This is a genomic window from Streptomyces sp. NPDC012794, assembly GCF_042901085.1.
Taxonomy (GTDB): domain Bacteria; phylum Actinomycetota; class Actinomycetes; order Streptomycetales; family Streptomycetaceae; genus Streptomyces.
Genome location: NZ_JBIBCI010000014.1, coordinates 62,069 through 82,584 on the forward strand (window position 1 = coordinate 62,069; position 20,516 = coordinate 82,584).

General features: G+C 72.7%; 19 protein-coding genes and 1 pseudogene. 7 read left to right on the plus strand and 13 right to left on the minus strand.

Features of this window, described 5'->3' with window-relative positions:
* Positions 1-66: 66 nt before the first annotated feature.
* From ACFY7H_RS24355 to ACFY7H_RS24380, 6 genes are all read right to left on the minus strand, one after another.
* Positions 67-2,613, minus strand: a complete 2,547-nt coding sequence (locus ACFY7H_RS24355) for an acyl-CoA reductase (protein ID WP_388941456.1) — start codon at positions 2,611-2,613, stop codon at positions 67-69.
* Positions 2,610-3,758: an acyl-protein synthase gene (locus tag ACFY7H_RS24360; RefSeq protein WP_388941458.1), complete on the minus strand. Its 1,149-nt coding sequence runs from the start codon at positions 3,756-3,758 to the stop codon at positions 2,610-2,612. The genes ACFY7H_RS24355 and ACFY7H_RS24360 overlap by 4 nt, the downstream gene beginning before the upstream one ends.
* Positions 3,755-4,906, minus strand: a complete 1,152-nt coding sequence (locus tag ACFY7H_RS24365; protein WP_388941461.1) for a GNAT family N-acetyltransferase — start codon at positions 4,904-4,906, stop codon at positions 3,755-3,757. Before ACFY7H_RS24365 ends, ACFY7H_RS24360 begins: the two co-directional genes overlap by 4 nt.
* Entirely contained in the window at positions 4,903-6,198 is a 1,296-nt protein-coding gene (locus ACFY7H_RS24370; RefSeq protein WP_388941464.1) for an MFS transporter, read from the minus strand. The genes ACFY7H_RS24365 and ACFY7H_RS24370 overlap by 4 nt, the downstream gene beginning before the upstream one ends.
* A complete protein-coding gene (locus ACFY7H_RS24375) occupies positions 6,195-7,454 on the minus strand; it encodes a phenylacetate--CoA ligase family protein (RefSeq protein ID WP_388941467.1) in 1,260 nt (419 codons plus the stop codon). The genes ACFY7H_RS24370 and ACFY7H_RS24375 overlap by 4 nt, the downstream gene beginning before the upstream one ends.
* 304 nt (positions 7,455-7,758) lie before the next feature.
* On the minus strand, positions 7,759-8,688 hold the full coding sequence (locus ACFY7H_RS24380; protein WP_388941470.1) for an AraC family transcriptional regulator: 930 nt from the start codon (positions 8,686-8,688) through the stop codon (positions 7,759-7,761).
* 124 nt (positions 8,689-8,812) lie between these two features.
* Between ACFY7H_RS24380 and ACFY7H_RS24385 the strand changes: the two genes are divergently transcribed.
* Positions 8,813-9,493, plus strand: a complete 681-nt coding sequence (locus tag ACFY7H_RS24385; protein WP_388941473.1) for an NAD(P)H oxidoreductase — start codon at positions 8,813-8,815, stop codon at positions 9,491-9,493.
* A 98-nt stretch (positions 9,494-9,591) separates the two neighbouring features.
* On the opposite strand, the gene ACFY7H_RS24390 is transcribed toward ACFY7H_RS24385, so the two are convergent.
* Positions 9,592-10,878, minus strand: a complete 1,287-nt coding sequence (locus ACFY7H_RS24390) for a phytase (RefSeq protein ID WP_388941476.1) — start codon at positions 10,876-10,878, stop codon at positions 9,592-9,594.
* A gap of 229 nt (positions 10,879-11,107) precedes the next feature.
* Between ACFY7H_RS24390 and ACFY7H_RS24395 the strand changes: the two genes are divergently transcribed.
* On the plus strand, positions 11,108-11,368 hold the full coding sequence (locus tag ACFY7H_RS24395; RefSeq protein ID WP_388941481.1) for a hypothetical protein: 261 nt from the start codon (positions 11,108-11,110) through the stop codon (positions 11,366-11,368).
* 116 nt (positions 11,369-11,484) lie between these two features.
* Here ACFY7H_RS24395 and ACFY7H_RS24400 read toward each other — a convergent pair whose 3' ends face one another.
* Entirely contained in the window at positions 11,485-12,897 is a 1,413-nt protein-coding gene (locus tag ACFY7H_RS24400) for an aminopeptidase P family protein (protein ID WP_388941484.1), read from the minus strand.
* A gap of 150 nt (positions 12,898-13,047) precedes the next feature.
* On the opposite strand from ACFY7H_RS24400, the gene ACFY7H_RS24405 reads away from it, so the two are divergent.
* Positions 13,048-14,031 carry a LuxR family transcriptional regulator gene (locus ACFY7H_RS24405; RefSeq protein ID WP_388941487.1) on the plus strand — a complete coding sequence of 328 codons (984 nt, stop codon included), beginning with the start codon at positions 13,048-13,050 and terminating at the stop codon, positions 14,029-14,031.
* Positions 14,032-14,097: 66 nt separating this feature from the next.
* On the opposite strand, the gene ACFY7H_RS24410 is transcribed toward ACFY7H_RS24405, so the two are convergent.
* Complete coding sequence (locus tag ACFY7H_RS24410; RefSeq protein WP_388941490.1) at positions 14,098-15,228, minus strand: NADH:flavin oxidoreductase; 1,131 nt, start codon at positions 15,226-15,228, stop codon at positions 14,098-14,100.
* A gap of 183 nt (positions 15,229-15,411) precedes the next feature.
* Here ACFY7H_RS24410 and ACFY7H_RS24415 point away from each other — a divergent pair, with 183 nt between their 5' ends.
* The 3 genes from ACFY7H_RS24415 to ACFY7H_RS24425 all read left to right on the plus strand — a co-directional run bounded on the left by ACFY7H_RS24415 (position 15,412) and on the right by ACFY7H_RS24425 (position 16,834).
* Positions 15,412-15,891 carry a MarR family winged helix-turn-helix transcriptional regulator gene (locus ACFY7H_RS24415; protein WP_388941775.1) on the plus strand — a complete coding sequence of 160 codons (480 nt, stop codon included), beginning with the start codon at positions 15,412-15,414 and terminating at the stop codon, positions 15,889-15,891.
* 61 nt (positions 15,892-15,952) lie between these two features.
* The gene (locus ACFY7H_RS24420; protein ID WP_388941493.1) at positions 15,953-16,165 is read left to right on the plus strand and encodes a hypothetical protein; all 213 of its coding nucleotides are present in this window, start codon (positions 15,953-15,955) and stop codon (positions 16,163-16,165) included.
* 171 nt (positions 16,166-16,336) lie between these two features.
* A complete protein-coding gene (locus ACFY7H_RS24425) occupies positions 16,337-16,834 on the plus strand; it encodes a hypothetical protein (RefSeq protein WP_388941496.1) in 498 nt (165 codons plus the stop codon).
* A 202-nt stretch (positions 16,835-17,036) separates the two neighbouring features.
* On the opposite strand, the gene ACFY7H_RS24430 is transcribed toward ACFY7H_RS24425, so the two are convergent.
* Together ACFY7H_RS24430 and ACFY7H_RS24435 are read right to left on the minus strand one after the other, a co-directional pair.
* A complete protein-coding gene (locus tag ACFY7H_RS24430; RefSeq protein ID WP_388941498.1) occupies positions 17,037-17,378 on the minus strand; it encodes a HopJ type III effector protein in 342 nt (113 codons plus the stop codon).
* Positions 17,379-17,605: 227 nt separating this feature from the next.
* On the minus strand, positions 17,606-18,283 hold the full coding sequence (locus ACFY7H_RS24435; RefSeq protein ID WP_388941501.1) for a hypothetical protein: 678 nt from the start codon (positions 18,281-18,283) through the stop codon (positions 17,606-17,608).
* Positions 18,284-18,808: 525 nt separating this feature from the next.
* On the opposite strand from ACFY7H_RS24435, the pseudogene ACFY7H_RS24440 reads away from it, so the two are divergent.
* A pseudogene (locus ACFY7H_RS24440) lies at positions 18,809-19,221 on the plus strand (MMPL family transporter); the annotation flags it as partial.
* Positions 19,222-19,490: 269 nt separating this feature from the next.
* On the opposite strand, the gene ACFY7H_RS24445 reads toward ACFY7H_RS24440, so the two are convergent.
* Together ACFY7H_RS24445 and ACFY7H_RS24450 are read right to left on the minus strand one after the other, a co-directional pair.
* The gene (locus ACFY7H_RS24445) at positions 19,491-19,955 is read right to left on the minus strand and encodes a DUF3618 domain-containing protein (RefSeq protein ID WP_388941504.1); all 465 of its coding nucleotides are present in this window, start codon (positions 19,953-19,955) and stop codon (positions 19,491-19,493) included.
* Positions 19,952-20,365, minus strand: coding sequence for a phage holin family protein (locus ACFY7H_RS24450; RefSeq protein ID WP_388941509.1), 414 nt, complete (start codon positions 20,363-20,365; stop codon positions 19,952-19,954). The genes ACFY7H_RS24445 and ACFY7H_RS24450 overlap by 4 nt, the downstream gene beginning before the upstream one ends.
* Positions 20,366-20,516: the final 151 nt, after the last annotated feature.

Below are 20,516 nucleotides of genomic sequence, written 5' to 3' on the forward strand. Positions count from 1 at the left end.
TGCGCCCCGGCCCCGGTCGTCGGACCAGGGCCGGAGGCGACACCGGTGCCGGCGGGCGGCCAGGCCCTACCGGCGTGCGTCCACCACCGCGAGGAGCTTGCCACTGGCCGGGCTGCGGTCCAGCGACGCACCGTCGACCGCCTCGACCACCAGGTCCAGCAGCCGCTCCGTCACCGCCGAGCGGAGCTCCGGGTAGCCGGCCAGGAAGGCCGCCCGCAGTCGCTCCGGATCGGTCGCCGGCGTCCGCTCCACCCGTACGGTCAGCCGCTCGCGCACGTCCGTGCCGTCGAGCCTGATCTGCAACTCGCCGCGGTGGCCGCCCTGTTCCTCGGCCATGGCCAGGAAGCGGCGGTAATCGAGGAAGTACGTCGCCACCCGCATCACGTCACCGGTGCGCCCCATCAGCTCGAAGCGGGGAGCGTGCCGGCCACAGGCGCAGCGGCCCGGGAGCTCCCGGCCGAGGTCGCCTATCAGGTACCGACCCAGGTGCTGCCCGCGCCGGGCGTGCGTGGTGAAGACCAGCCGGCCCGTCTCGCCCGGGGCCACCGGCCGGTCCTCGGCCACGTCCACGATCTCCATCGTGTGGAGGTCGGCGTGCAGGTGGTGTACGCCGCCGGAGCTCTCGGTGCACTGGTAGCCCAGCGGGCCGAGGTCGGTGCTGCCGTACGTGATCGAGCGGACGGTCTCGATGCCGAACTCCTTCCTCAGCGTCCGCCGCTGCTCCTCGGTGAAGTGCTCGCCCCCGTAGAAGACCTTGCGCAGGCCTCCGTACGCGCGCAGCGCGTCCGCCTCCGCGTGCAGCAGCTGCCACAGGTAGGAGGGCATGCCGAAGAGGGTGTCGGCCCGGTGCTCGACGAGGGCCCGGGCCGTGGCCCGGTGGTCCGGCCCCGCGGCCAGCGGCAGCTGTACGCCGCCGAGCCGTTCCAGCACGGAGAAGAAGCTGATGAAGCTGCCGTACATGCCGCCGCTGTAGAAGAGGTTGGCGGTGCGGTCCCCGACCGGGTCGTAGCCGGCGGCGAGCAGGCCGCGGGCTGCGGCGTGCATCTGGGTGTCGTAGTCGTCGTAACTGAAGACCGACAGGGCGGGAGCGCCCGTGCTGCCGCCGCTGCGGAAGTAGAGCTCGGCATCGGCCCGGGCAGGCTCCCGCACGTCCTGCTTGCCCGTCAGCGGGCCCGTCGGCAGCGGCAGGACGACGGGCCGGGCCAGGTCGTCGAGGCAGGCGGTGGTGGCGAAGCGGACCGGGTCGGCCTGGAATGCGACGCGGCGGCTGTAGCGCTGGAGGGCGTAGACGCCGTCGTGCGGCTCGCCCGCGTAGCTCTCCAGCATGGCGCCGACCGGCGTGACGCGGGTGACGCCCGCGGCCAGCGCCGTGCGGGAGAGCTCGGCGATGTCGGACCGGCTGCCCGCGATGCCCGCCGTCTGGAGGTAGCGGCGCATCGGCCGCAGGGTGGCGATCATCCGCTCGCGGGGCAGCGGCTTGACCCACACGGTGCGGTGCAGCGGCGAGGCCGTCAGCGGCGACCGGGTGTCGGCCATGACCCGCCACGAGCCGTCGGGCGCGGCGAAGACACGGGTCAGGCCCAGGTGCTCCTCCAGCCGGGCCACCAGCTCGGTGGTGGTCAGCTCGGCGGCCTCGGCCGGGTCCGGTTCGTCCTCCGGGGCGGTGCCCGCGGCCGGCGGGCGGGCCGCGAGCACCGCGGCGAAACGCTCGGCGAAGGCGAACACCTCGCCCTCGTCCTCGGTGTCGAGGTAGACCACCTGGGGGCTGGAACACGCCTGCTGCTCATGCAGGCACACGTCGTCCGCGAGGGCGCCGAGCGTGCCGGCGTCCGACCAGACGTCAGCCGTCAGGTACGCGAAGGAGATCCGGTGCCCCCACTCCACCAGCCGGCAGCCGGCCGGCACGTGGGCCGCGACCCCTTCGACGGCGTCTTCCCCGCCCCACACGGCGACGGCGTCGGCGGGCGCGCACATGAGGCGCAGCCACTCCTGCCGGGAGGACGGGAAGCGCAGGACGACGACCCGCGCGGCCAGCGCGCCGCTGGGATCGAGGGCCGCGAGCTCGGCCATCAGGTGCTGCGTCAGGAGGGTGTCGGCGCCGCTGGTCTTGAGGACGTTGACGTTGCCGGCGAGCAGCCCCTCGACGATGCTCAGCGGCGCGACCGTCGCGGCGTTGCCCGGGGCGATGTGGGCGACCAGGCCGACGGGCGCCCACGCCTCGTAGACCGTCTCGCGCGGATCGGCCCGGTTCAGCCGGCCGGGAGTCGCGCTGCCGAGCTCGCGGCGCACCTTGCGGGTCAGCTCCCGCCGGCCCAGCAGCCCGCCGAGCTCGGCCAGGACGGCCGGGTCCTCTCCCGCGGGCAGGTGCGCGGCCAGCCGGGCGCGCACCGGGTGCGCCGGGTCGCACAGGGCGGTGGCGAGGGCGTCGCAGGCGGCCAGCACGGTCTCCGTCTCCAGCACCGTGGCCAGCGCGGCCTCGACGGCGGCCGGCAGGGCCGCGAGACGGCGCCCGGCCTCCTCGTCCCCGATGAACTCACCCTGCCAGTAGTGGTGCGCGGCGCCGCCGCCGTGCCGCTCGTACGCGGCCCCCGTCATGGTCTCCGTCACGGTCACGCCATGCCCTTCATCAGTTCCGCTGCGGCCACCGCGCAGCTGCGGTTGCGGCTCACCCCGGCACGGCCGTGGACGGTGAACCAGGGGGTCTCCAGCTCGCACCCGCAGGCGTCGCCCGGCTGGAGGGAGGCGAGGTCGCCCATGACCACGCTCTGCGCCGGCACCGAGGTGATGTACGGCGACACGAGGTGCAGGTAGCCCCGCTCCCCGTACGGCAGGACCTCGAGCGTGCGCGTGGAGCGGATCGTCACCCGGGACCACACGGGGGCGTGCAGCCGGTGGTGGTCGCACTCGATGTACGGGATGCAGTGCTCCACCGACCCGAAGGTGTCCCGTATCCGCTCGCCCGGGATGCCGAGCTGCTCGGTGACGCGGGCGTACAGCTCCTCCTTGCCGATGCGCCGGTCGGCGTGCCCCTTCCAGCCGCCGCCGAGGACCACGAGGGAGCCCTCGGGCAGGCGCAGCGGAGGCAGGCCCATGGCCCGCATCCGCTCCAGGGTGAAGAAGAGGAAGGCCGGGAAGCCGAGGATGCGGACCGGGGCGTCCTCCCGCTCGAAGCGGCGCAGCGCGGCGATGCAGCCGAAGGGGTCGAACTCGTGGTCGCCGCCGGTGTTGCGCAGGGCGTACTCGACGCTGCGCGCCGGGGCGAAATCGCACAGGTAGTTGTCGGTGAAGGCGGTCCCGAGGTTGAGGGAGGGTGCCGGTTCGTAGCTGTACAGGAGGTAGTTGACTTCCTGGTCGGGGGTGATCCAGCCGTTGCGCTCGAAGATCCGGGCGACCATCCGCTGGGCGGAGCGGATCGTCCAGTGGTCGAAGAACATCTGCGACTTCTGACCGGTGGTGCCGGAGGAGGTCAGGTGCAGCTCGACGTCCTCGCGCGGGACGGAGAGCACCTCGTGCCGCTTGAAGAAGTTCGCGTGGACGAGCGGGGCCCGGTACGGCCGCGCCGGGGGAGTGGCCTCGTACAGCGAGCGGAAGAAGGCGGAGCGCTCGACGTGCCAGGCGTTGGTCTCGGCCATGGCGGCGGCGAACAGCTCGTCCTCCGCGGGCCCGAAGGCGTACGGGTCGGTCAGGTCGCACAGCTGTTGTACGTGCGGCAGGAGGGCCGGGTCGGGGACGGCGACCGGCGCGAGATGGGGGTTCATGGGGCAACCTCGGATGATGTGGGCAGGTGCGTCGACGCCCAGGCCGACACGTAGCAGTCCAGATAGGGCTGGAGGGGCGGCTCGACGGCCACGCCGCGGAAGTCGATGCGCTCGCTGGAACGGGACAGGACGGCGTAGTCGTGGAAGCCGTCGCCATCGGCGCGCATCGCCGGGTAGATGGCCCCGGCGACGAACCCCTCGGACAGGAAGGCCGAGAGGACCTCCTGGTGCGCGAGCGGCACGAGCGCCTCCACGTAGCCCGCGCCCGCGCGGGCCAGGGCCCGGGTGACGGGTTCGAGGCACGCGGCCGCGGCGGCCGGGTCGGGGTGGGCGGTCAGCAGGGAGCAGTACCCTCCGGCGCGGTTCAGGTAGGCGTAGACCTCGAACCGGCCGTCCTCGGGCGTGAGCAGCACGTTCGGGGTGTGCAGCGGGTAGAACCAGCCCTCGGCGCCCGGGAACCGCTCGCGGAAGCGACGGCGTACGAAGGCCGGTGCCTCGATCATCTCCAGCCGCTCGCCGGCGCCCCGCGGCACGGGCGGCGGAGCCGGCTGCGGGCCGGCGGCGGCCCGCACCCCGGGGTAGCCGATGCCCAGCACGGCCTCGGCGGTGCGCAGCAGCGGCAGGAGCGGGGCGGGCACTTCGGGGACGGGGATCCGGCGATCCAGCACCCCGGCCGAGTGACGCGCGTAGAGTGCGAGGCTTTCGCGGCTGCTGAGATCCACCGCGTTGGGCAGGATGCCCAGCGGCCGGAATCCGTTGCGTGCGACGACGCGCTGCGGGCCGGCGCTGACGGTGCGCACCGTCGCGTACACCGAGTCCAGCCGCCCGGTGTCCAGCATGCCCGCGCACAGGGCCCCGGTCAGGGCGGCGGCCAGACCCGACGAGCGGTGCTCGGGGTGCACGGCGATGCCCTCCAGGCGGCCGATGCGGCTGCCCGCCTCACCGTGGATGGCGGCGGACGCGGTCAGGGCCCCGGTGTCGGCGCAGCGGCCGACGAGCCACAGGGAGTACGGGTCCTCGATGAGCCGGGCCATTTCGGCCGGGTCGGTGCCCAGGGCGACGGGGTAGTGCGGTCCGTAGACGGCGTAGTACAGCTGGCGCAGTTCGGCGATGTCCGAGCAGGCGGCGGGGGTGATGACGGGGCTCACCGCTCGCCTCCGGCGGGTTCCGCCGCGGCCGGCGCGGCCGCGGTGGACCTCAGCAGGGCCAGCGAGCAGGCCGCGGGGACCAGTCCGGCGCCCTGCACCAGGCACAGCGTCCGCGGGGAGAGGAAGTCGCCGGCGAAGCCGAACGCCAGGGACGCCACGGGCAGCGAGGCGCCCAGCACGGCCTGCATCACGGCGAAGAAGCCGGGCTTGTCGGCCGGCGGGACCAGCCGCTGGAAGAGGGCGACGAAGCGGACGCTGACGGCCCCGGCGCACCAGCCGGCCACGGCCAGGCAGCCCGCGACGGCCGGGCGGTGCGGGACCAGCCCCGGCAGCGCGAGCGCGAGGGCCATCAGGCCCAGGCAGTACGCACCGGCGACCCTGGGGCTGCCCGGCACACGGGTGCCGGTGAAGGCGCCGACGAGCGCACCGGCGCCCAGCGAGGCCTCCAGCAGGGCCACGGTGGCGCCGCCGCCCGCGAGGACCGAGCGGGTGTACAGGGGGATGACGACGAACACGGCGGTGGTGAAGAGGTTCGCCGCGGTGAAGCAGATCAGGATCCGCCGTACGTAGGGGAGTTCCGCGAGGATGCGGCGCAGCGAGCGCCGTTGCGTCGGGGCCGGCGCGCCGCCTCCGACGTCCGGCACGACGGTACGGAAGCGGGCGCTCGCGACGAGCAGTGCGGCGCCGAGGTAGGCGGCCGCGCAGCCGACGGCGAGCCCTGCCACCCCGGCCCGGTCGACCGTCAGGGCGCCGAGCAGCGCACCGCCGAGCCCGGCCAGGGACTGGGTGGACAGTTCGAAGCCGGTGGCGGTCTCGATGTCGGCGTCGTCGACGAGTTCCGGCACCGAGGTGGTCAGGCAGGGGTCGAAGAACGCCTGGCAGGTCGCCAGGGCGAGACCGGCGGCGTACACGGTGGCGAGCGGCAGGTCACCGCCGTAGGCCCACAGTGCGAGGGCACCCGAGGCGGACGCGGCCAGGGCGGCGGCGTTCCGCAGCACCGAACGGTGCGCGGACCGGGCGACCGCTGCTGCCACCACGGGCGCGAGCACCACGGCGGGCAGGGTGCAGGCCGCCATGAACAGCCCGGAGGCGAGCCCCCGCGCGTCCTGCACGGCGTGGGCGACGATCCACCAGGACACGCCGACCTGGAACATCCGTACGGCGGCCTGGGTGAGTATCTGGCCGAGCCACACGGCGCCGAAAGTACGGTTGCGCAGGACCAGTGGAGCACGCCGCCCGCCGCCCACGGCCGCCCTCTCCGTTCCGGTCCCGGCCACGGGTACGGCGGTCATGCGGTCGGCCTCTCGTCGAGGACCCGGACGAGCTTGCCCGAGCGCGGGTTGACGGCGAGATCGCGGTGGCGCACCCACTCCACGGACAGCGGGTGCACGAACCCGGCGCGCACGCTGTCCGGATACAGCGGCCGGACGTTCTCCAGCTCCGCGACGACGGCGTCGGCCAGCTCCTTCCGGCCCTGGCCGGGGGCCGTCGCCAGCCGCAGGACGAGCCCGTCGCGGCCGTCCCAGCGGCGTACGACGAGCTGTGTGCCGACCACGTGCCCCGCGGTGTCCGCCGCGGCCACGGCGTCCTGGGCGTCCTGGGTGTACAGGGAGACGGGGCCCACCCGAACGCCCTCCTCGGCGCGGCCGAGTATCCGGAAGTGCCCGGGCCCGCTGCCGGTCCACTCGGCCCGGTCACCCGCGGGGTAGCGGATGATCGGCATGAGGCGGCGGAAGAGACTGGTGACGACGACCCGGCCGGACCGGCCCGGTTCGGTGATGGGCTGGTCGGTGGAGTCGTCGAGGATCTCTACGACCGAGTACGGCGTGAAGGCACGGTGCACCCGGGCGTCGGAGCCGGCCACGGGGCGGCCGAGCAGGCCCGCGTCGACGCTGGCGTACCCGACGGAACGGACCTCGGCACCGGGGAACGCGGCGGCCAGCAGGCGCCGCTGGTCGTCGAAGAGGGCCTCCCCGCCGAAGAGGAGCAACTCCACCGAGTCGAGCCGCACACCGGACGACACCGCCTGTTCGGCGAGCCGGCACAGGGTGGTCGGTGTCCCGGCCAGCACCTGGGCGCCGAGATCGCGCAGCGCGGGGATCGTCGACTCCGGCGGCGCGCCGCCGCCGATGGGCAGGCGGACGTTGTCCACGGGCGCGTGGGTGAGCGAGTCGAGGACGAAGAGGAAGCTGGCGTACAGCTCCCCTGCGTAGAAGAGGTCGGCGACGCGGTGTCCCGGGCGCAGGCCCGTGTCCACGAGTCCCTGGCCGAAGGCGGTGACGAACGTGCGCCACTCGTCGCGTGTGTAGACGGAGAACTTGGGGGACCCCGTGGTGCCGCCGGTCTTGTAGACCGTGGCCTCGCTGAGCGGGCCGGTCAGCACGCGGCTGTCGTGGAGGGTGTTGGCCGCCCAGAACGCTTGCTGGTCGACCACCGGCAGGTCGGTGAGGTGGTCGATGTGCTGCGGCAGGGACGCGTAAAGGCCTTGGTAGAAGGGTGAGTTGTGACGGGCGAAACGTATGAGGTCCGAGAGCTGCTGGGCGGACATGGGCCTTTGCCTAGGTGACGTGATCGGGACGGGAGACACGGCGGGGCGTGGTGGGAGCGGGAACGCTCCTGCTGGCTCGGCCGGTGTGAACGAGGCCCCCCCGGCGCCCCGTCTCCTCGATGTGCGTCAGAGTTGACGCGCAGTCACGATGATGAAACATCAGTGCCCTTGTCACCAAATTGGGCAAAGGTTTCCGGCCATGGCGGCCTTTTTCATTAGAATTTCAAGTAACTGTCGCCTCGATGGCGAGTGGGAAGGCCCCGCGGCCGTCGCTCCGCGGGGCTCCTTCGGCGGGCCCCGGGACTCAGGCCGCCGCGGCGCGGAACGTACTGGGGCTCAGGCCCTTGTTGCGTTTGAACGCGGCACTGAAGCCGAAGGCGTCGGCGTAACCGACGGACCTGCCGATCTGGGCGATGCTGAGATCGGTGTCCGTGAGCAGTGACTCGGCCTCGTCCATACGGCATTCGGTGAGGTAGGCGAGGGGCGGACGGCCCATCAGCCGGGTGAAGCGCCTGGCGAACAGGGCCCGGGAGACCCCCGACCGGGCGGCCAGCGACGCGACCGTCCAGGACTCCGCGGGCCGGTCGTGGAAGGCTTGCAGGGCGGGCGCGAGGACGGGGTCGGCCAGACCCCGGTACCAACCGGGCGCGTCGGCGCCGGCCTGGTCGAACCAGGTGCGCAGCGTGCACACCAGCGCCCAGTCGAGGAGCCGGTCCATCAGTGCCTGCGAACCGGCCGAGAGCCGGGCGGCGTCGATGGCGGCCGTCTCCAGCAGGGCGCAGACCTCGGCGTCCTCATGGATCACCAGGACGGTCGGCAGGGTCCGCAGGAGCCGCTCGTGGCGGTGGCCCGAGGCGCGGTACGCGCCCACGATCAGCGTGGTCGCCTCCGCCGAGTCGGCGCCCCAGCGGATACCGCCGAGTTCCTGGGCGGTGCACTCGGCGTCGGAGGTGAAGCAGGCGATCTCGTACGCGGCATGGGAGCCGTGGACGCTGCCGGGCCGGTCCGCGAGATGGAACGGCGCGGACCCGCTGACGATGGCCGTGTCGCCGGTCCCGACCGCCCGCTCGGTGCCGTCGGGCAGCAGCAGGGTGCCCCCGCCGCGCAGCACGCTGATCATCGTGAGCGGTGCGTCGTCGGCGAAACGGACGGTCCAGGGCGCCGTCAGTACGGCGTGGCTGACGACCGAGCCTTCGGCCCGGATGCCACTCAGTAAGTAACTCAAGGGATCCACGCGGGAATCGTAGACGATCTCCTATGTTCCGGAGTGTTTCTCCCATGGATCATCTACGCCATCGCGGCTGTACTGGATCCGTCGAACCGAGCAGAACCAGAACCAGAACCAGCCAGGAGACATCGTGACGCAGCACGGCAGCGATGCCAGGACGGCCCTCGTGGTCGTCGCGCACCACCGCACCGATTCCCTCACCGCGCACACGGCCCGCCGTGCCGCCGCCCGGCTCGAAGCCGCCGGGTACCGCATCGACCTGCTCGACCTGCACGCCGAGGGGTTCGACCCCCGGATGAACACGTCGGACCAGCCGGACTGGGGCAACAGGGAGAAGCCCTACTCGGACGAAGTGCACGCCCATATGCGGCGCATCCTCGACGCCGATGTGATCGTCGCCGTCTTCCCGGTGTACTGGCAGACCGTGCCCGCGATCCTCAAGGGGTGGATCGACCGCGTGTGGAACTACGGGTTCGCCTACGGGCGAAGCAAGCCCCGCCTCGCCGGCAAGCGCATCCTGTGGCTGGGCCTGGCCGGTGCCACTGCCGACGACCCCGTCGTGGAAGGGATGCACGCCCTCCTCGAAACCAATCTGAGCGAAGGCATCGCCTACTACTGCGGCTTCTCGTATTCCACCGTGGGCCTCCTCACCGGCGCGGAGGAGCGCCCCCAGCGCGTCGACACCGAGGGCAACCTCCTGATCGGCGAGGCGGTCGCGGGCGCCGAGCGGGAGGCGCAGTACGCCGACCTCGACCGGCGCGCCGGGGAGTTCGTGGAACGGTTCGTCGCCGAGGAGCTCGTGACGGTCTGACCGTCAGGGCCCGTGCGCGCTGGTGGCGCGGCGGACGGCCCCGGCCGACGCTGCGCGCGGCGGGGGCACGGTCCGGGCCGTGCCCCCGCCGCGGTGGTTCAGCCGATGACCTTCAGGACCTCACCCAGGTCGACGAACTTGAAGCCGGTGGCCTCGCGGTCGCCGTCGCCGGGGGTTTCCTGGCCGTCCTGGACGACCATCAGACCGTTGGGGTAGCGCGCGCCGAGGGGCGCGTTCAGGGCGGCGGCCCCGTCGCAGACCTCCGAGCCGTCGAGCGCGGCGGAGGCTCCGGTGATGCGGAAGGCGCCTTCGAACTCGTTGTGGTCGTCGCGCTCGCGGTCGTAGGCGACGAAGGTGTCGTCGCCCTGGCTGGAGGCCAGCAGGTAGCCGTCCCCGTCAGCCTCGGTGACCAGGGTGAGGCCCTCGACGTCGGCCGTCAGGCGCTTGCCGCCGTAGCCGGGGTCGGCGCCCGGGGTGCACTCCTCGGTCTCCGGGTCGTAGGTGCCCGGAACGCCGTACTCGCGGACCTTGTCGATCAGCTTCGGCGTACCGGTGAGGCCGGCGTCGATGCGCCAGATGCCGACGTCCTCCTGCCCGGCGTACAGGGTGCCGTCGGCGGGGTCGACGACCATGCCCTCGACCTGCGGAAGCTCGCCCGGCTCGCCGCAGGGCGCCCAGGAGGCACCGTTGGGCAGGCGGAAGGAGGCCGGCAGATCGAGCGTACGGACCTGCCGGTAGCCGACGGTGCCGGCCGGGGTGGGGAGCAGCTCGAGCAGGGCGATCCGCGTGCGGTTGCGCTGGCTGACCATGGCGTAGGAGCGGCCGGTCCTGCGGTCGGTCCAGGTGGCCAGGCCGTAGGCGGTCTTCTGCTCGTTGATCTCGGCCTGGTCGGCGGAGAAGACCGGGCGCGCGTCGGGGTCGGTGATGTCGGTGAGCGGGCCGCCGGGCCGGTCCCGGTCGATCCGGTAGACGCGCAGCCGGTCGTTGCCGCGGTCGCTGACCACCGCGACGTCGGCGGGGCCGGCGGCCAGGCGCAGGCCCTGGACCAGGTCGACGTTGTTGAAGCGGCCGGGCGCGTCGTCGGCGCCCGGTCCCGCCGGGGCGGGGAGCGACTGCACCTGGTGCGCGTCCAGGTCGTAGACCCGAAGGCCGCCCTGTTTGGCGGTGGCGACGACCAGGCTGCGGCCGGGGTCGGCGGTGTTGCGCCAGATCGCCGGGTCGTCCGCGTTGGCGTCGCCGCCGGCCTCGTCGTCGTACAGGGGAGCGGTCTCGGCCTTCGGCCTGACGGTGCTGATCGAGGAGGCCTGCGCCGGGAGCGCGAAGGAGGCGGCGAGTGCCGTGCAGAGCACGAGCGCGGAGGCGCGGGCTGCCAGACGTATCGTCATGTTTCTTCCTTGATAGGGGGTTCGCCCTGGTAAGGGAGACGCTCGCTGGATCGCTTGTCATGGCCGCGACCGGAAAGTTTCCGGTAGTTGAACGCGCAGCGAAACCCCCAGGGGCCGCGGGACTCCCGGGGCGCCGTCCCGGTCCGCGATCACGGCGGCGGGGGGACAGACCTCTGACGAGCGTAGGCTTGCGATCACTGTTCTTCCAGCGGAGGAGAGTTGACCGGCCGTGATGCCCCCGTGCTGCGCGATCTGCCGCGCGTCCCTCAGGGACCACGACTACGAGACCTTCACGCTCGTGTACTTCCGTGCCGTGGCTCCACCGCTCGATCACGAGGGGCATCCGGAGAACGCCGTCTGGTTCTGCGAGGACCACGTCCGGTACACCGAGGGCAAGACCCACATGAGCGCCGTCCTGGCCATGGTCCACGTACGCGCCGCGATCCGGCGCAATGCCCGGAACCCCTGGCCGCTCCCCAGCCTGCCCTGAGCCCCGCGCGCCGCCCGGGGATCCCGGGACGGCACGAGGCCCCCGCCGTGACCGGCAGGGGCCTGCGCTCTGCTGCGAGCGCCGCGAGCGCTACGGGTCCTGCGTCCCGTGCGCCGTCAGCCCGCGACGCGCGCCATCCACGCCTCGACCTCGTCCGCCGAGCGGGGCAGCCCCGCCGAGAGGTTCTCGTGGCCGTCGGCGGTCACCAGCAGGTCGTCCTCGATCCGGACTCCGATGCCGCGCCACTCCTCGGGCACCGTGAGGTCGTCCGGCTGGAAGTACAGGCCCGGCTCCACCGTGAGCACCATGCCCGGCTCCAGCACGCCGTCGACGTACTCCTCGTTGCGCGCCTCGGCACAGTCGTGGACGTCCAGGCCGAGCATGTGCCCGGTACCGGCCATGGTGAAGCGGCGCTGCAGGCCCAGCGCGTGGGCGCGGTCCGCCGGGCCCTCGATGAAGCCCCACTCGACGAGCTTCTCCGCCAGGTACCGCTGTGCCGCCACATGGAAGTCGCGGTACGCGGCCCCCGGCTTGACGGCGGCCATGCCCGCCTCCTGCGCCTCGTACACCGCCTCGTACACCGTGCGCTGCACGGGCGTGAACGTGCCGCTGATCGGCAAGGTGCGGGTGACGTCGGCGGTGTAGAGGGTGTGCGTCTCCACGCCGGCGTCGAGCAGGAGCAGGTCGCCGGGACGCACCGGGCCGTCGTTGTCGGTCCAGTGCATGATCGTGGCGTGCTCGCCCGCGGCGCAGATCGAGCCGTAGCCGACGGAGTTCCCCTCCAGCCGGGCGCGGCGGAAGAAGGTGCCCTCGATCCACCGCTCGGAGGACGCCACCGCCCGCGAGAGCTCGCCGACGCAGTCGGTGAAACCGCGCACGGTGGAGTCCACCGCCTTGCGCATCTCCCCGATCTCCCAGGCGTCCTTGACCAGGCGGAGCCCGCTCAGCGCCTCCTCCAGTTCGGCGTCGCGCTCCGGGTCGGTGGTGACGGCGGCCTCCAGCACCGGGTCGACCCCGCGGACGATCCGGGTGGGGACCCCGGAGGCGGCGGCCAGGTCGCCCGCCGCGCTGCGGACGTCGCGGCAGGACAGCCCGAGCACGCGCTCCGACTCGGCGAGGGAGCGGCGACGGCCCGTCCACAGCTCGGCGGTGTAGCCCAGCCAGAACTCGTCGGTGTCCCGGCCGTCGCGCGGCAGCTGGTAGCAGTACGCGTCGTGGCCGCCGTCCGCGCGGGGCTCGAGGACGAGCGCCCCGTCGCGGGCCTGGTCCCCGGTCATGTGGACGTAGCCGGAGTACGGGCGGAACGGGTAGAGGTCGTCGTTCGAGCGGGCTTTGAGGTTGCCGGAGGGAATCACCAGCCGCTCGCCGGGGAAGCGCGCGGAGAGCGCGGCACGGCGGCGCGCCGCGTACGGGGCCTGCTCGTCGAGCGGGAGGCCGTGCCGTTCGGTGTCCGCCCAGCCCGTCTTCATCAGCGCGGACAGTTCCTCGGAAACCTCCGAGTAGAGGCCGTTCTTGCGACCCTTCGCCACGTCGTGCACCTGCTTCCGGATGGGTTCGACTTGCCGGGAAGCCCCGGCGGCCCCCGGACGGTACTGCGGGAAGGCGCGCCGGGGAGGACCGTCCGTGCCAATGGCACTGATCGGCCACCGAGGCCCCTGTGGTCCTCGATAATGCGGAGCATGGCGAACGCGAAACTCGGCGAGGCCCTGCGGATGCTGGGCATCGGCCCCGCGGCGGGCCGCGTGTACCTGACGCTGCTCGAAGCGGCCCCCGCTCCGCTCACCGAGATCGGGGAGGCGGCCGGGCTGGACGGTGCCGCGTTCGCCGCGGCCTACGGCGAGCTGGTCGACGCAGGGCTGGCCAGCGCCGCCGAGGAGGGCGCGGACGTGGTGGCGCCGGTGCCTCCCGCCGCCGGCCTGGAGATCCTCGCCCGGCACCGGGCGGCGGAGCTCGAGGGATCACGCATCGCCGTGGGCGGCGCGTTCGAGTCGTTCCGCCGCCAGCGGCTCGCCGCGTACAACGACAACCTCGTCGAGGTGGTGACCGGCGACGCCATCGGCCCGAGGATGCGCCACGCCTGGGCCAGCGCCCGCGAACAGATCCGCCAGCTCGACTCGCCGCCCTACTTCCCGCTGGCCGGAGCCCTCGACGACGCGCTGGCGACCCTCGCCCGCGGTGTGACGCAGCGGGTCGTCTACTCGAAGGCCTCGCTGGAGGTGCCCGGGCAGCTGGAGACGGCCATCGAGCCGTGCATCGAGGCCGGCGAGCAGGCCCGGGTCGCCCCGGCGGTCCCCGTCAAGCTGGTGATCATCGACGAGGCGTACGCGCTGGTGTCGCTGTCGATCAGGGAGGCGGACGTGCACAACACCATGCTGGTGGTCCAGCCGTGCGGGCTGCTCTCCGCGCTCCTCGCCCTGTTCGAGCAGACCTGGCAGCAGGCCCTTCCCTTCCACGGCCGCGCCACCCGCCCGGCGGGCCTGCCGCCGTCCGACCGCCGGCTGCTCCGCCTCCTCGCGGGCGGCGCGAGCGACGAGGTCATCGCCCGCGAACTGGGCATCAGCCGCCGCACCTTCTTCCGCCGGCTCCAAGTCCTGATGGCCCGCCTGGGAGCCGAGAACCGCTTCCAGATGGCCCTTCAGGCCCAGCGCAGCGGCTGGCTGTGAGCACCGGCGGGGGACGCCACGTACGCACCGCGGTGCCGGTAGCCATTCCCGGCTACCGGCGATCGCCTACCGGCTGAGCGACTTGAGCGCCGCCGCGTCGTACGGCTTCAGCTCGTCGAAGCGGTTGCCGAGGACCTTCGCCGCCCACTGCGGGTCCTGGAGCAGCGCCCGGCCGACGGCGACCATGTCGAACTCGTCGCGCTCCATGCGGTCCAGGAGGTTGTCGATGTCGCCGAGCGCCGCGCCCTCGCCCGTGAAGGCGCGGATGAAGTCCCCGTCGAGACCGACCGAGCCGACGGTGATGGCCGGCCGGCCGGTGAGCTTCTTGGTCCAGCCCGCCAGGTTCAGGTCCGAGCCCTCGAATTCCGGGAGCCAGTAGCGCCGGGTGGAGGCGTGGAAGACGTCGACTCCGGCCGCCGCCAGCGGGGCCAGGATCGCCTCCAGCTCCTCCGGGGTCTGCGCGAGCCGTGCGTCGTAGGCCTCCTGCTTCCACTGCGAGTAGCGGAAGATCACCGGGAAGTCGGCCGGGACGCGCTCGCGGACCGCCGCCACGATCTCCGCGGCGAACTTCGTACGGGCGACCGCGTCGCCGCCGTACGCGTCGGTGCGGCGGTTGGTCCGCTCCCACAGGAACTGGTCGAGCAGGTAGCCGTGGGCGCCGTGCAGTTCCACGCCGTCGAAGCCGATCCGCACGGCCTCCGCGGCGGCCTCGGCGAACGCGCCGATCACGTCGTCGAGGTCGGCGAGGGTCATCGCCTTGCCGGTCCCCTCGGTGCCGTCCACGCGGATGCCGGACGGGCCGACGGCGGGCGCGTCGGCGTACGGCGCGTCGCCCTGGTTGCGCACCATGCCTATGTGCCACAGCTGGGGCACGATCGTGCCGCCGGCCGCGTGCACGGCCGCGGCGACCTCCCCCCACGCCGCCAGCTGCTCCTCGCCGTGGAACCGCGGCACCCGGTCGCTCTGTCCGGCGGACTCGTGACCGACGTACGTTCCCTCGGTGATCACCAGGCCCACGCCCGCGGCGGCACGGCTGGCGTAGTACGCCCGCACGTCCTCGCCGGGTACGCCGCCGGGCGAGAACATCCGCGTCATCGGCGCCATCGCGATGCGGTTGGGGACGGTCAGACCGTTAAGCGTGACCGGCCGGGACAGGATCTCGGCCGCGCGGGAGGCGGTGGACGTGGTGACGGTCATGCGGGTCCTCCGGGTTGAGACTGTGGCTCGTCGGGGTGACAACCTGGAGTGCATAGTACACATGCTATGTATCATGCATATTGAGGTGGGCGGGGTCATGGGTCTGGGGGTCCCCGCGTCCGGGATAATGAAGCGCCGGAAGGAGCGTGAGGCGCGGTGCTGGAGAAACTGGAGCGGGAGCTGATGCTGCTCTCACGGCACCAGGTGCTGGCCCGGCGCGACCGCGACCCCGAACGCCTGGAGCGGTCCGCGTACCTGCTGCTCAGCAGGATCGACACCCAGGGCCCGATGTCCATCGGACAGCTGTCGGAGGCCTTCGGCCTCGACACCTCGACCGTGAACCGCCAGACGGCCGCACTGCTGCGCTGCGGACTGGCCGAGCGCGTCGCGGACCCGGACGGCGGCATGGCTCGCAAGCTGCGCATCACCGCCGAAGGCGGTCGCCGGCTCGCCGCGGACCGCGAGGTCAACCGGTCCTGCCTGGCCCGGGTGGTCGCAGGCTGGTCCCCCCAGGAGATACAGGAGCTGGAGGACGTGCTGGTCCGGCTCAACCGGAGCGCGGAGGCCCTGGAAGGACGGCACTGGCCGCGCGCGGAAGAAGACGGCACCCGCCCCGAATGCCACCCCCGGGCCCCGCGCGAACCCGTCCCTCCCGCCCCGTAGCAACGCGGCTTCCCGTCCCGGCCGCAAGCACCGTCAGAGCGCGGCCCGCGACCTCCGCCCCTTGTACGCGCAACAGCAGCTGGTGCTGCTGCTGATGGGGCTGGTCGGTGACCTTCAGGACCGGATCGCCCGGCCGGGCGCGGTGCCGGACGCCGAGCAGCGGACGGCAACGCAGGCCCTGCTTGCCCGGGCGGAGCGGGAAGGCGTTCTCCTCCAGGAGCGGCTCGCTCGGCTCCGGCTGCTGCGCCGACCGCGGACGAGGTGCCGTAGGTGACCGCATCCAGCTCGCCCATACCCAGGCTGCGCCCAAGGCCCCTGCGGGCGAAAGGATTCAGGGGCGCGCCCGGGCCGACCGTACGGCGTCGCCGACGGAACAGGGATGTCAGACCACGGTGTTAGGGTCGCCGCCATGGCAAACCGTTCATATCTCTACTCTGCCGACTCAATGCCGACCGGGGACGACATCCCCAAGCCGATCCGGTGCATATCCGAGCACAACTGGGGCATCCCGCTCGCCCACAAGCTCATGGCCGGATACGGCACGACCATCGTCCCCTCCATGATCTGGAGCCCCCGGATCGGCATCGCCGCGGACTACGACAGGGGCGCCGCCCTGCTCCGCGACCTCCTGCACGCGGTCGGGCAAGGGCTCAAGGGCGACGACGAGTTCGCCACGTGCGTGGAAAAGACCACCGGACACCTGGAAAGGCAACGGGCGGGGTACTTCATCCTGGAGACCGGCGAGATGATCTCCATCACGGACGAGGATCCGGTGGAGGGGGTGCAGCGTCTCGTCTCGGCCGAGATTCCCGCTGCCGTCGCCCAGGCCGAGGCGGCGATCGCCGGCGAGAACGACGACTGGCTCGCCTCGGTCCGCGCCGACTGGGAGGAACACTTCGGGTCCTTCTACAGCAGCGCGCTCTACTACTCCTTCCCCGAATAAGCGGTTCCCCGGGGGCAGGATCCGATCGCGGAGAGGGGGATCCTGCCCCGACGGGGCGCATCCGGGCGCGAGCGAAGAACCCCGCGAGGATCCGCGGCCTCTCGACCCGGCCGGTGGGGGCGTCACAGCGAAGCGCGCGTCGGTCCGGCCCGTAGGGGCTGCGCCCGGCGGACGTCCTCCCCGCCCGCGTCGACGGGGCTGCTCAGCTCTTGCGGGCCAACGGCTGCCCGGCGAAGCTCACCCCTTTCAGGCCATGGGCCATGAGGTTGCGGATGTTGCCGTGATCGGTGTCGTTCGGCGTCGCCAGCACACTGCGGTAGTGCTCGCCGAATGCCAGCAGCGCCTCTTCGTCGGTCAGCCCTTCCAGCAGGGCAAGTCCGAGCGTCTTGCAGGAGCCCTCGTTCGTACCCGCGGCATTTTCCAGCTCCCCGTTGCGGAACGCCTGCGGCTGGTACTCGTAATGCGCGGCGATGAAGGCCAAGGTGTCGGCGAACTCATGCTCACCTGACGCAAGGCTTGCTCGCAGCGAGTTCAGATCAGCCATATCGGTTCCCCTGGGGTTGAACAGACGTCCCATTGCCGCCCGTGACCGGACGACGATACCCCCCCTGTAGCCGACCGGTCGGAATCGCTCCACATACCGGAACGCGTGCGCGGAAGAGCGGCCGGACCTGCCACGACCCACGGTCCGCATCCGCGCCCCTCGGCAGACGGGCGGAGCCCTCCCCTCCTTTGACCGCCGGCGGGCAGGACGCAGCAATCGCCACGGCTTCAGCGCCTTGTAGACCGCCTGGTGGGCCGCCGCGGCCGCGGCCGCCGCTTCTCGTACGCCTCCCGGATTCCGCCGGCCAGCCCCAGCAGCACCGCCGCACCGACCAGCACCCCGGCTACGGTGCGCATGCCCCGGCCTTGGACGTGCCCGGCGGCCCGAGGGGAGACCTTGCCCTGCGGGTCGTGCACCACCGCCAGCAACGCGCCCTCCTCCGCGAGCCGTACGGGGGCGCTCAGGTGCTCCGGGCCGCCTGCGGGGCAGTCCAGGCGGTGGCCGTACGAGGTCCGGGTCGTGGTGGTCCAGTGGCCCTGGGAATCCATGGAGGAGTCCGTCTCGGTGCGCTCGGTGACCTTCAGCACGACGCAGCTGATCTCGACGCCCCGGTCCTCCAGCGTGAGGTGTCCCACGGAGACGAGCGCAAGCAACGCACCGAAACCGGCAGGGACGGCGGACAGGGAGATCAGCGAGGCCCGGCGCCGCGCGGCGACGACGGCGTGCCAGCCGAGCAGGACCAGCGGGAGGAGCAGCCCGCCCAGGAAGAACCACCAGCCGTTCAGCGACCCGTACGCCGAGGCCCAGGCGACCCCGAACGCCAGGCCCGCGGTCAGCGGCGGCACGGCCACCGCCACCGCGGTCCGCCAGAGCCCGCGTGCCCAACCCCCCTGCCGGCCCGCCATGCCCGCCCCCCGTGTGCTCGTACCCCTGCACTCCAGGTAACCGCGCGGGCACGGGCACGTAAAGAGCGAGGCCGTGAGCGGGGAGGCAGCGGCTGCTCGTCGGTGGGTGGCGGCTTCGCTCCTCCGGAATCAGGACGCCGACCGCTGGAGCCCCCGCGGTCGGCCAGTGTGCAGCTCGAGGTTGTCGCAGGGGCAGTGCCCGCAGCTGTTCCCTTCGGCAGCCCGGGCCCTTGCTGCCTGGCCGGCCAAGAAGTTGAACGCGCCGATGTTCAGGGTTCCGAGCACCAGGGTGCGCCACAGCCATACCCCGGCCGGCAGCGTGCGGGCGAGAGTCAGCAGGAACAGGCGTCGTCGCAGCGCCGGGTCGCCGCCCGCAGCCGCAGTACCCCTTCTCCGGCCACCGGGTGGCCGGCCTGGCCACAGCTCCCCAACCGGGAGAAGCGCCCCCGGTTGGGGGAGCTGTGGCCAGGCCCGGGAGCGGCTGGAGCGCCGGGCCGGCGGCGCGGCTGCGCCGCGCCTCGGCGCACCGCCCAGAAGTACGACACCGAACAGACCGCGGCCCGCGACCACACGCTCATCCTCCCCGTCGTCTTCGGCATCATCCTGCTCATCCTCGTCCTCCTCCTGCGTTCCCTCCTGGTCCCGCTGCTGCTCGTGGCCACCGTGGCCCTGAACTTCCTGGCCACCCTGGGCGTTTCCGCACTCGTCTTCGAGCACCTGCTCGGCTTCAGCGGCACGGACGCCTCCGTCCCCCTGTACGGCTTCGTCTTCCCGCCTTCATCGTCGCCTTCGGCGTCCTCCTCGACACCCTGGTCGTACGGTCCCTCCTGGTTCCGGCACTGGTGATCGACATCGGCCCGCGCAGCTGGTGGCCCGGCGCCCTGGCCCGAGAACCCCGCCCAGCCCCGGCGAAGCCCGGACCGCCCGGCAAGCCGTAGCGGGCGGGGACATCCGTCGGGGTTCTTGACCGATCGGCGAGGGCTCGGCAGCCCAGTGGGCGCTGCTCTTGGAGGGTGCGTGCGTCGAGCGGGAAGCGGTCAACAGCGCCGGGGTATTGGCCAGGCGGGCGGCAGAGGCAGAGGCGATGCGACGTCTGCGCGACCAGACCGCCGTGGAGCCCCCGGAGTTGGCAGGGTTCGGAGCTCCTGGGCGATCCCGTTGACGACCAGCGCCGGACCAGCGCCGGGCGCGTCTTCCCAGGGTGCCTTCATCGACGCCTCCGGCCGCGCCGGGCGAGCAGGAAGGCGGCCAGGACGGCGACGGCGGCGAGCAGCGGGGTGCGCTTCGCCCGCGCCGTGGCCGCCAGCCGGCCGGCCTTCTCCCGTACCGGCTCGGGAGTCTTGTCCGCAGCCAGGTGTCCGGCACGGGACGCACTCTCGCGCACCTGCGCTGCGGCGTGGGCGGCTTTGCCGAGGACAGGGTCAGGGGTCTTGTCCTTCAGCAGCTGCTTGGCCCGCTCCGCCTTCACGTGGATCTGGCCGCTTACATGCGCGGCCTTCTCGGCTGCCTGCGCCTTCGCGGTGGCGGCCCGCTCCTGGGCCCTGGCCTTCATGTCGGCTCTGTGGGCCAGCGCCTCGATGGTCTGACCGAGTTCCTCCCGGGCGTGCTCGACCTGCTCGCGCAGCTCCTCGGACGTGGGTGCGGACTCTTCGCCGGGGGATGGAGTGGTCATCGGTGTGCGTGCTCCTTGATCTCGGCCACGTCGGCCTTGAGGCTGTCGATGGTCTGCTCGGGCGCGGGCGGGCCGGCCTTCGCGATCTGCTTCTTCCCGGCCACCGCCATGACGGCGGCGACCGCTGCCAGCACGGCGGCGACGACCAGGGCTGCGGCCCACACCGGGAGCAGCAGCGCCATGGCGGCGATCGCGGCGCCCGTCAGGGCTTGCGCGGCGAGGAAGCCGACCAGGCCGGCCCCGCCGAAGAGGCCGCCGCCGATCCCGAACCGCTTGCCCTTCTCCGTCATCTCCGCCCGCGCCAGCCGCATCTCCTCGCGCACCAGCTCGGACAGCTGCTGGGACGCGCGGGTCACCAGCGCACCCACGGAGTCGCCGGAGTCGTGGGCGTGCCGATCAGCGTCCTTCATGAGACTTCACCTTGCCTTCCTGGTGCTGCCCGCAACGGATATCCTCGACGGCCCGCACGGTCGCCGCCCATCCGCGTCGCGGTCGAGGCCCCGTGCCGCTCAGCTGTCCCGTTTCGGTCCCGGTTGTTCTACTGCCGTCAGGTGCGCCTAC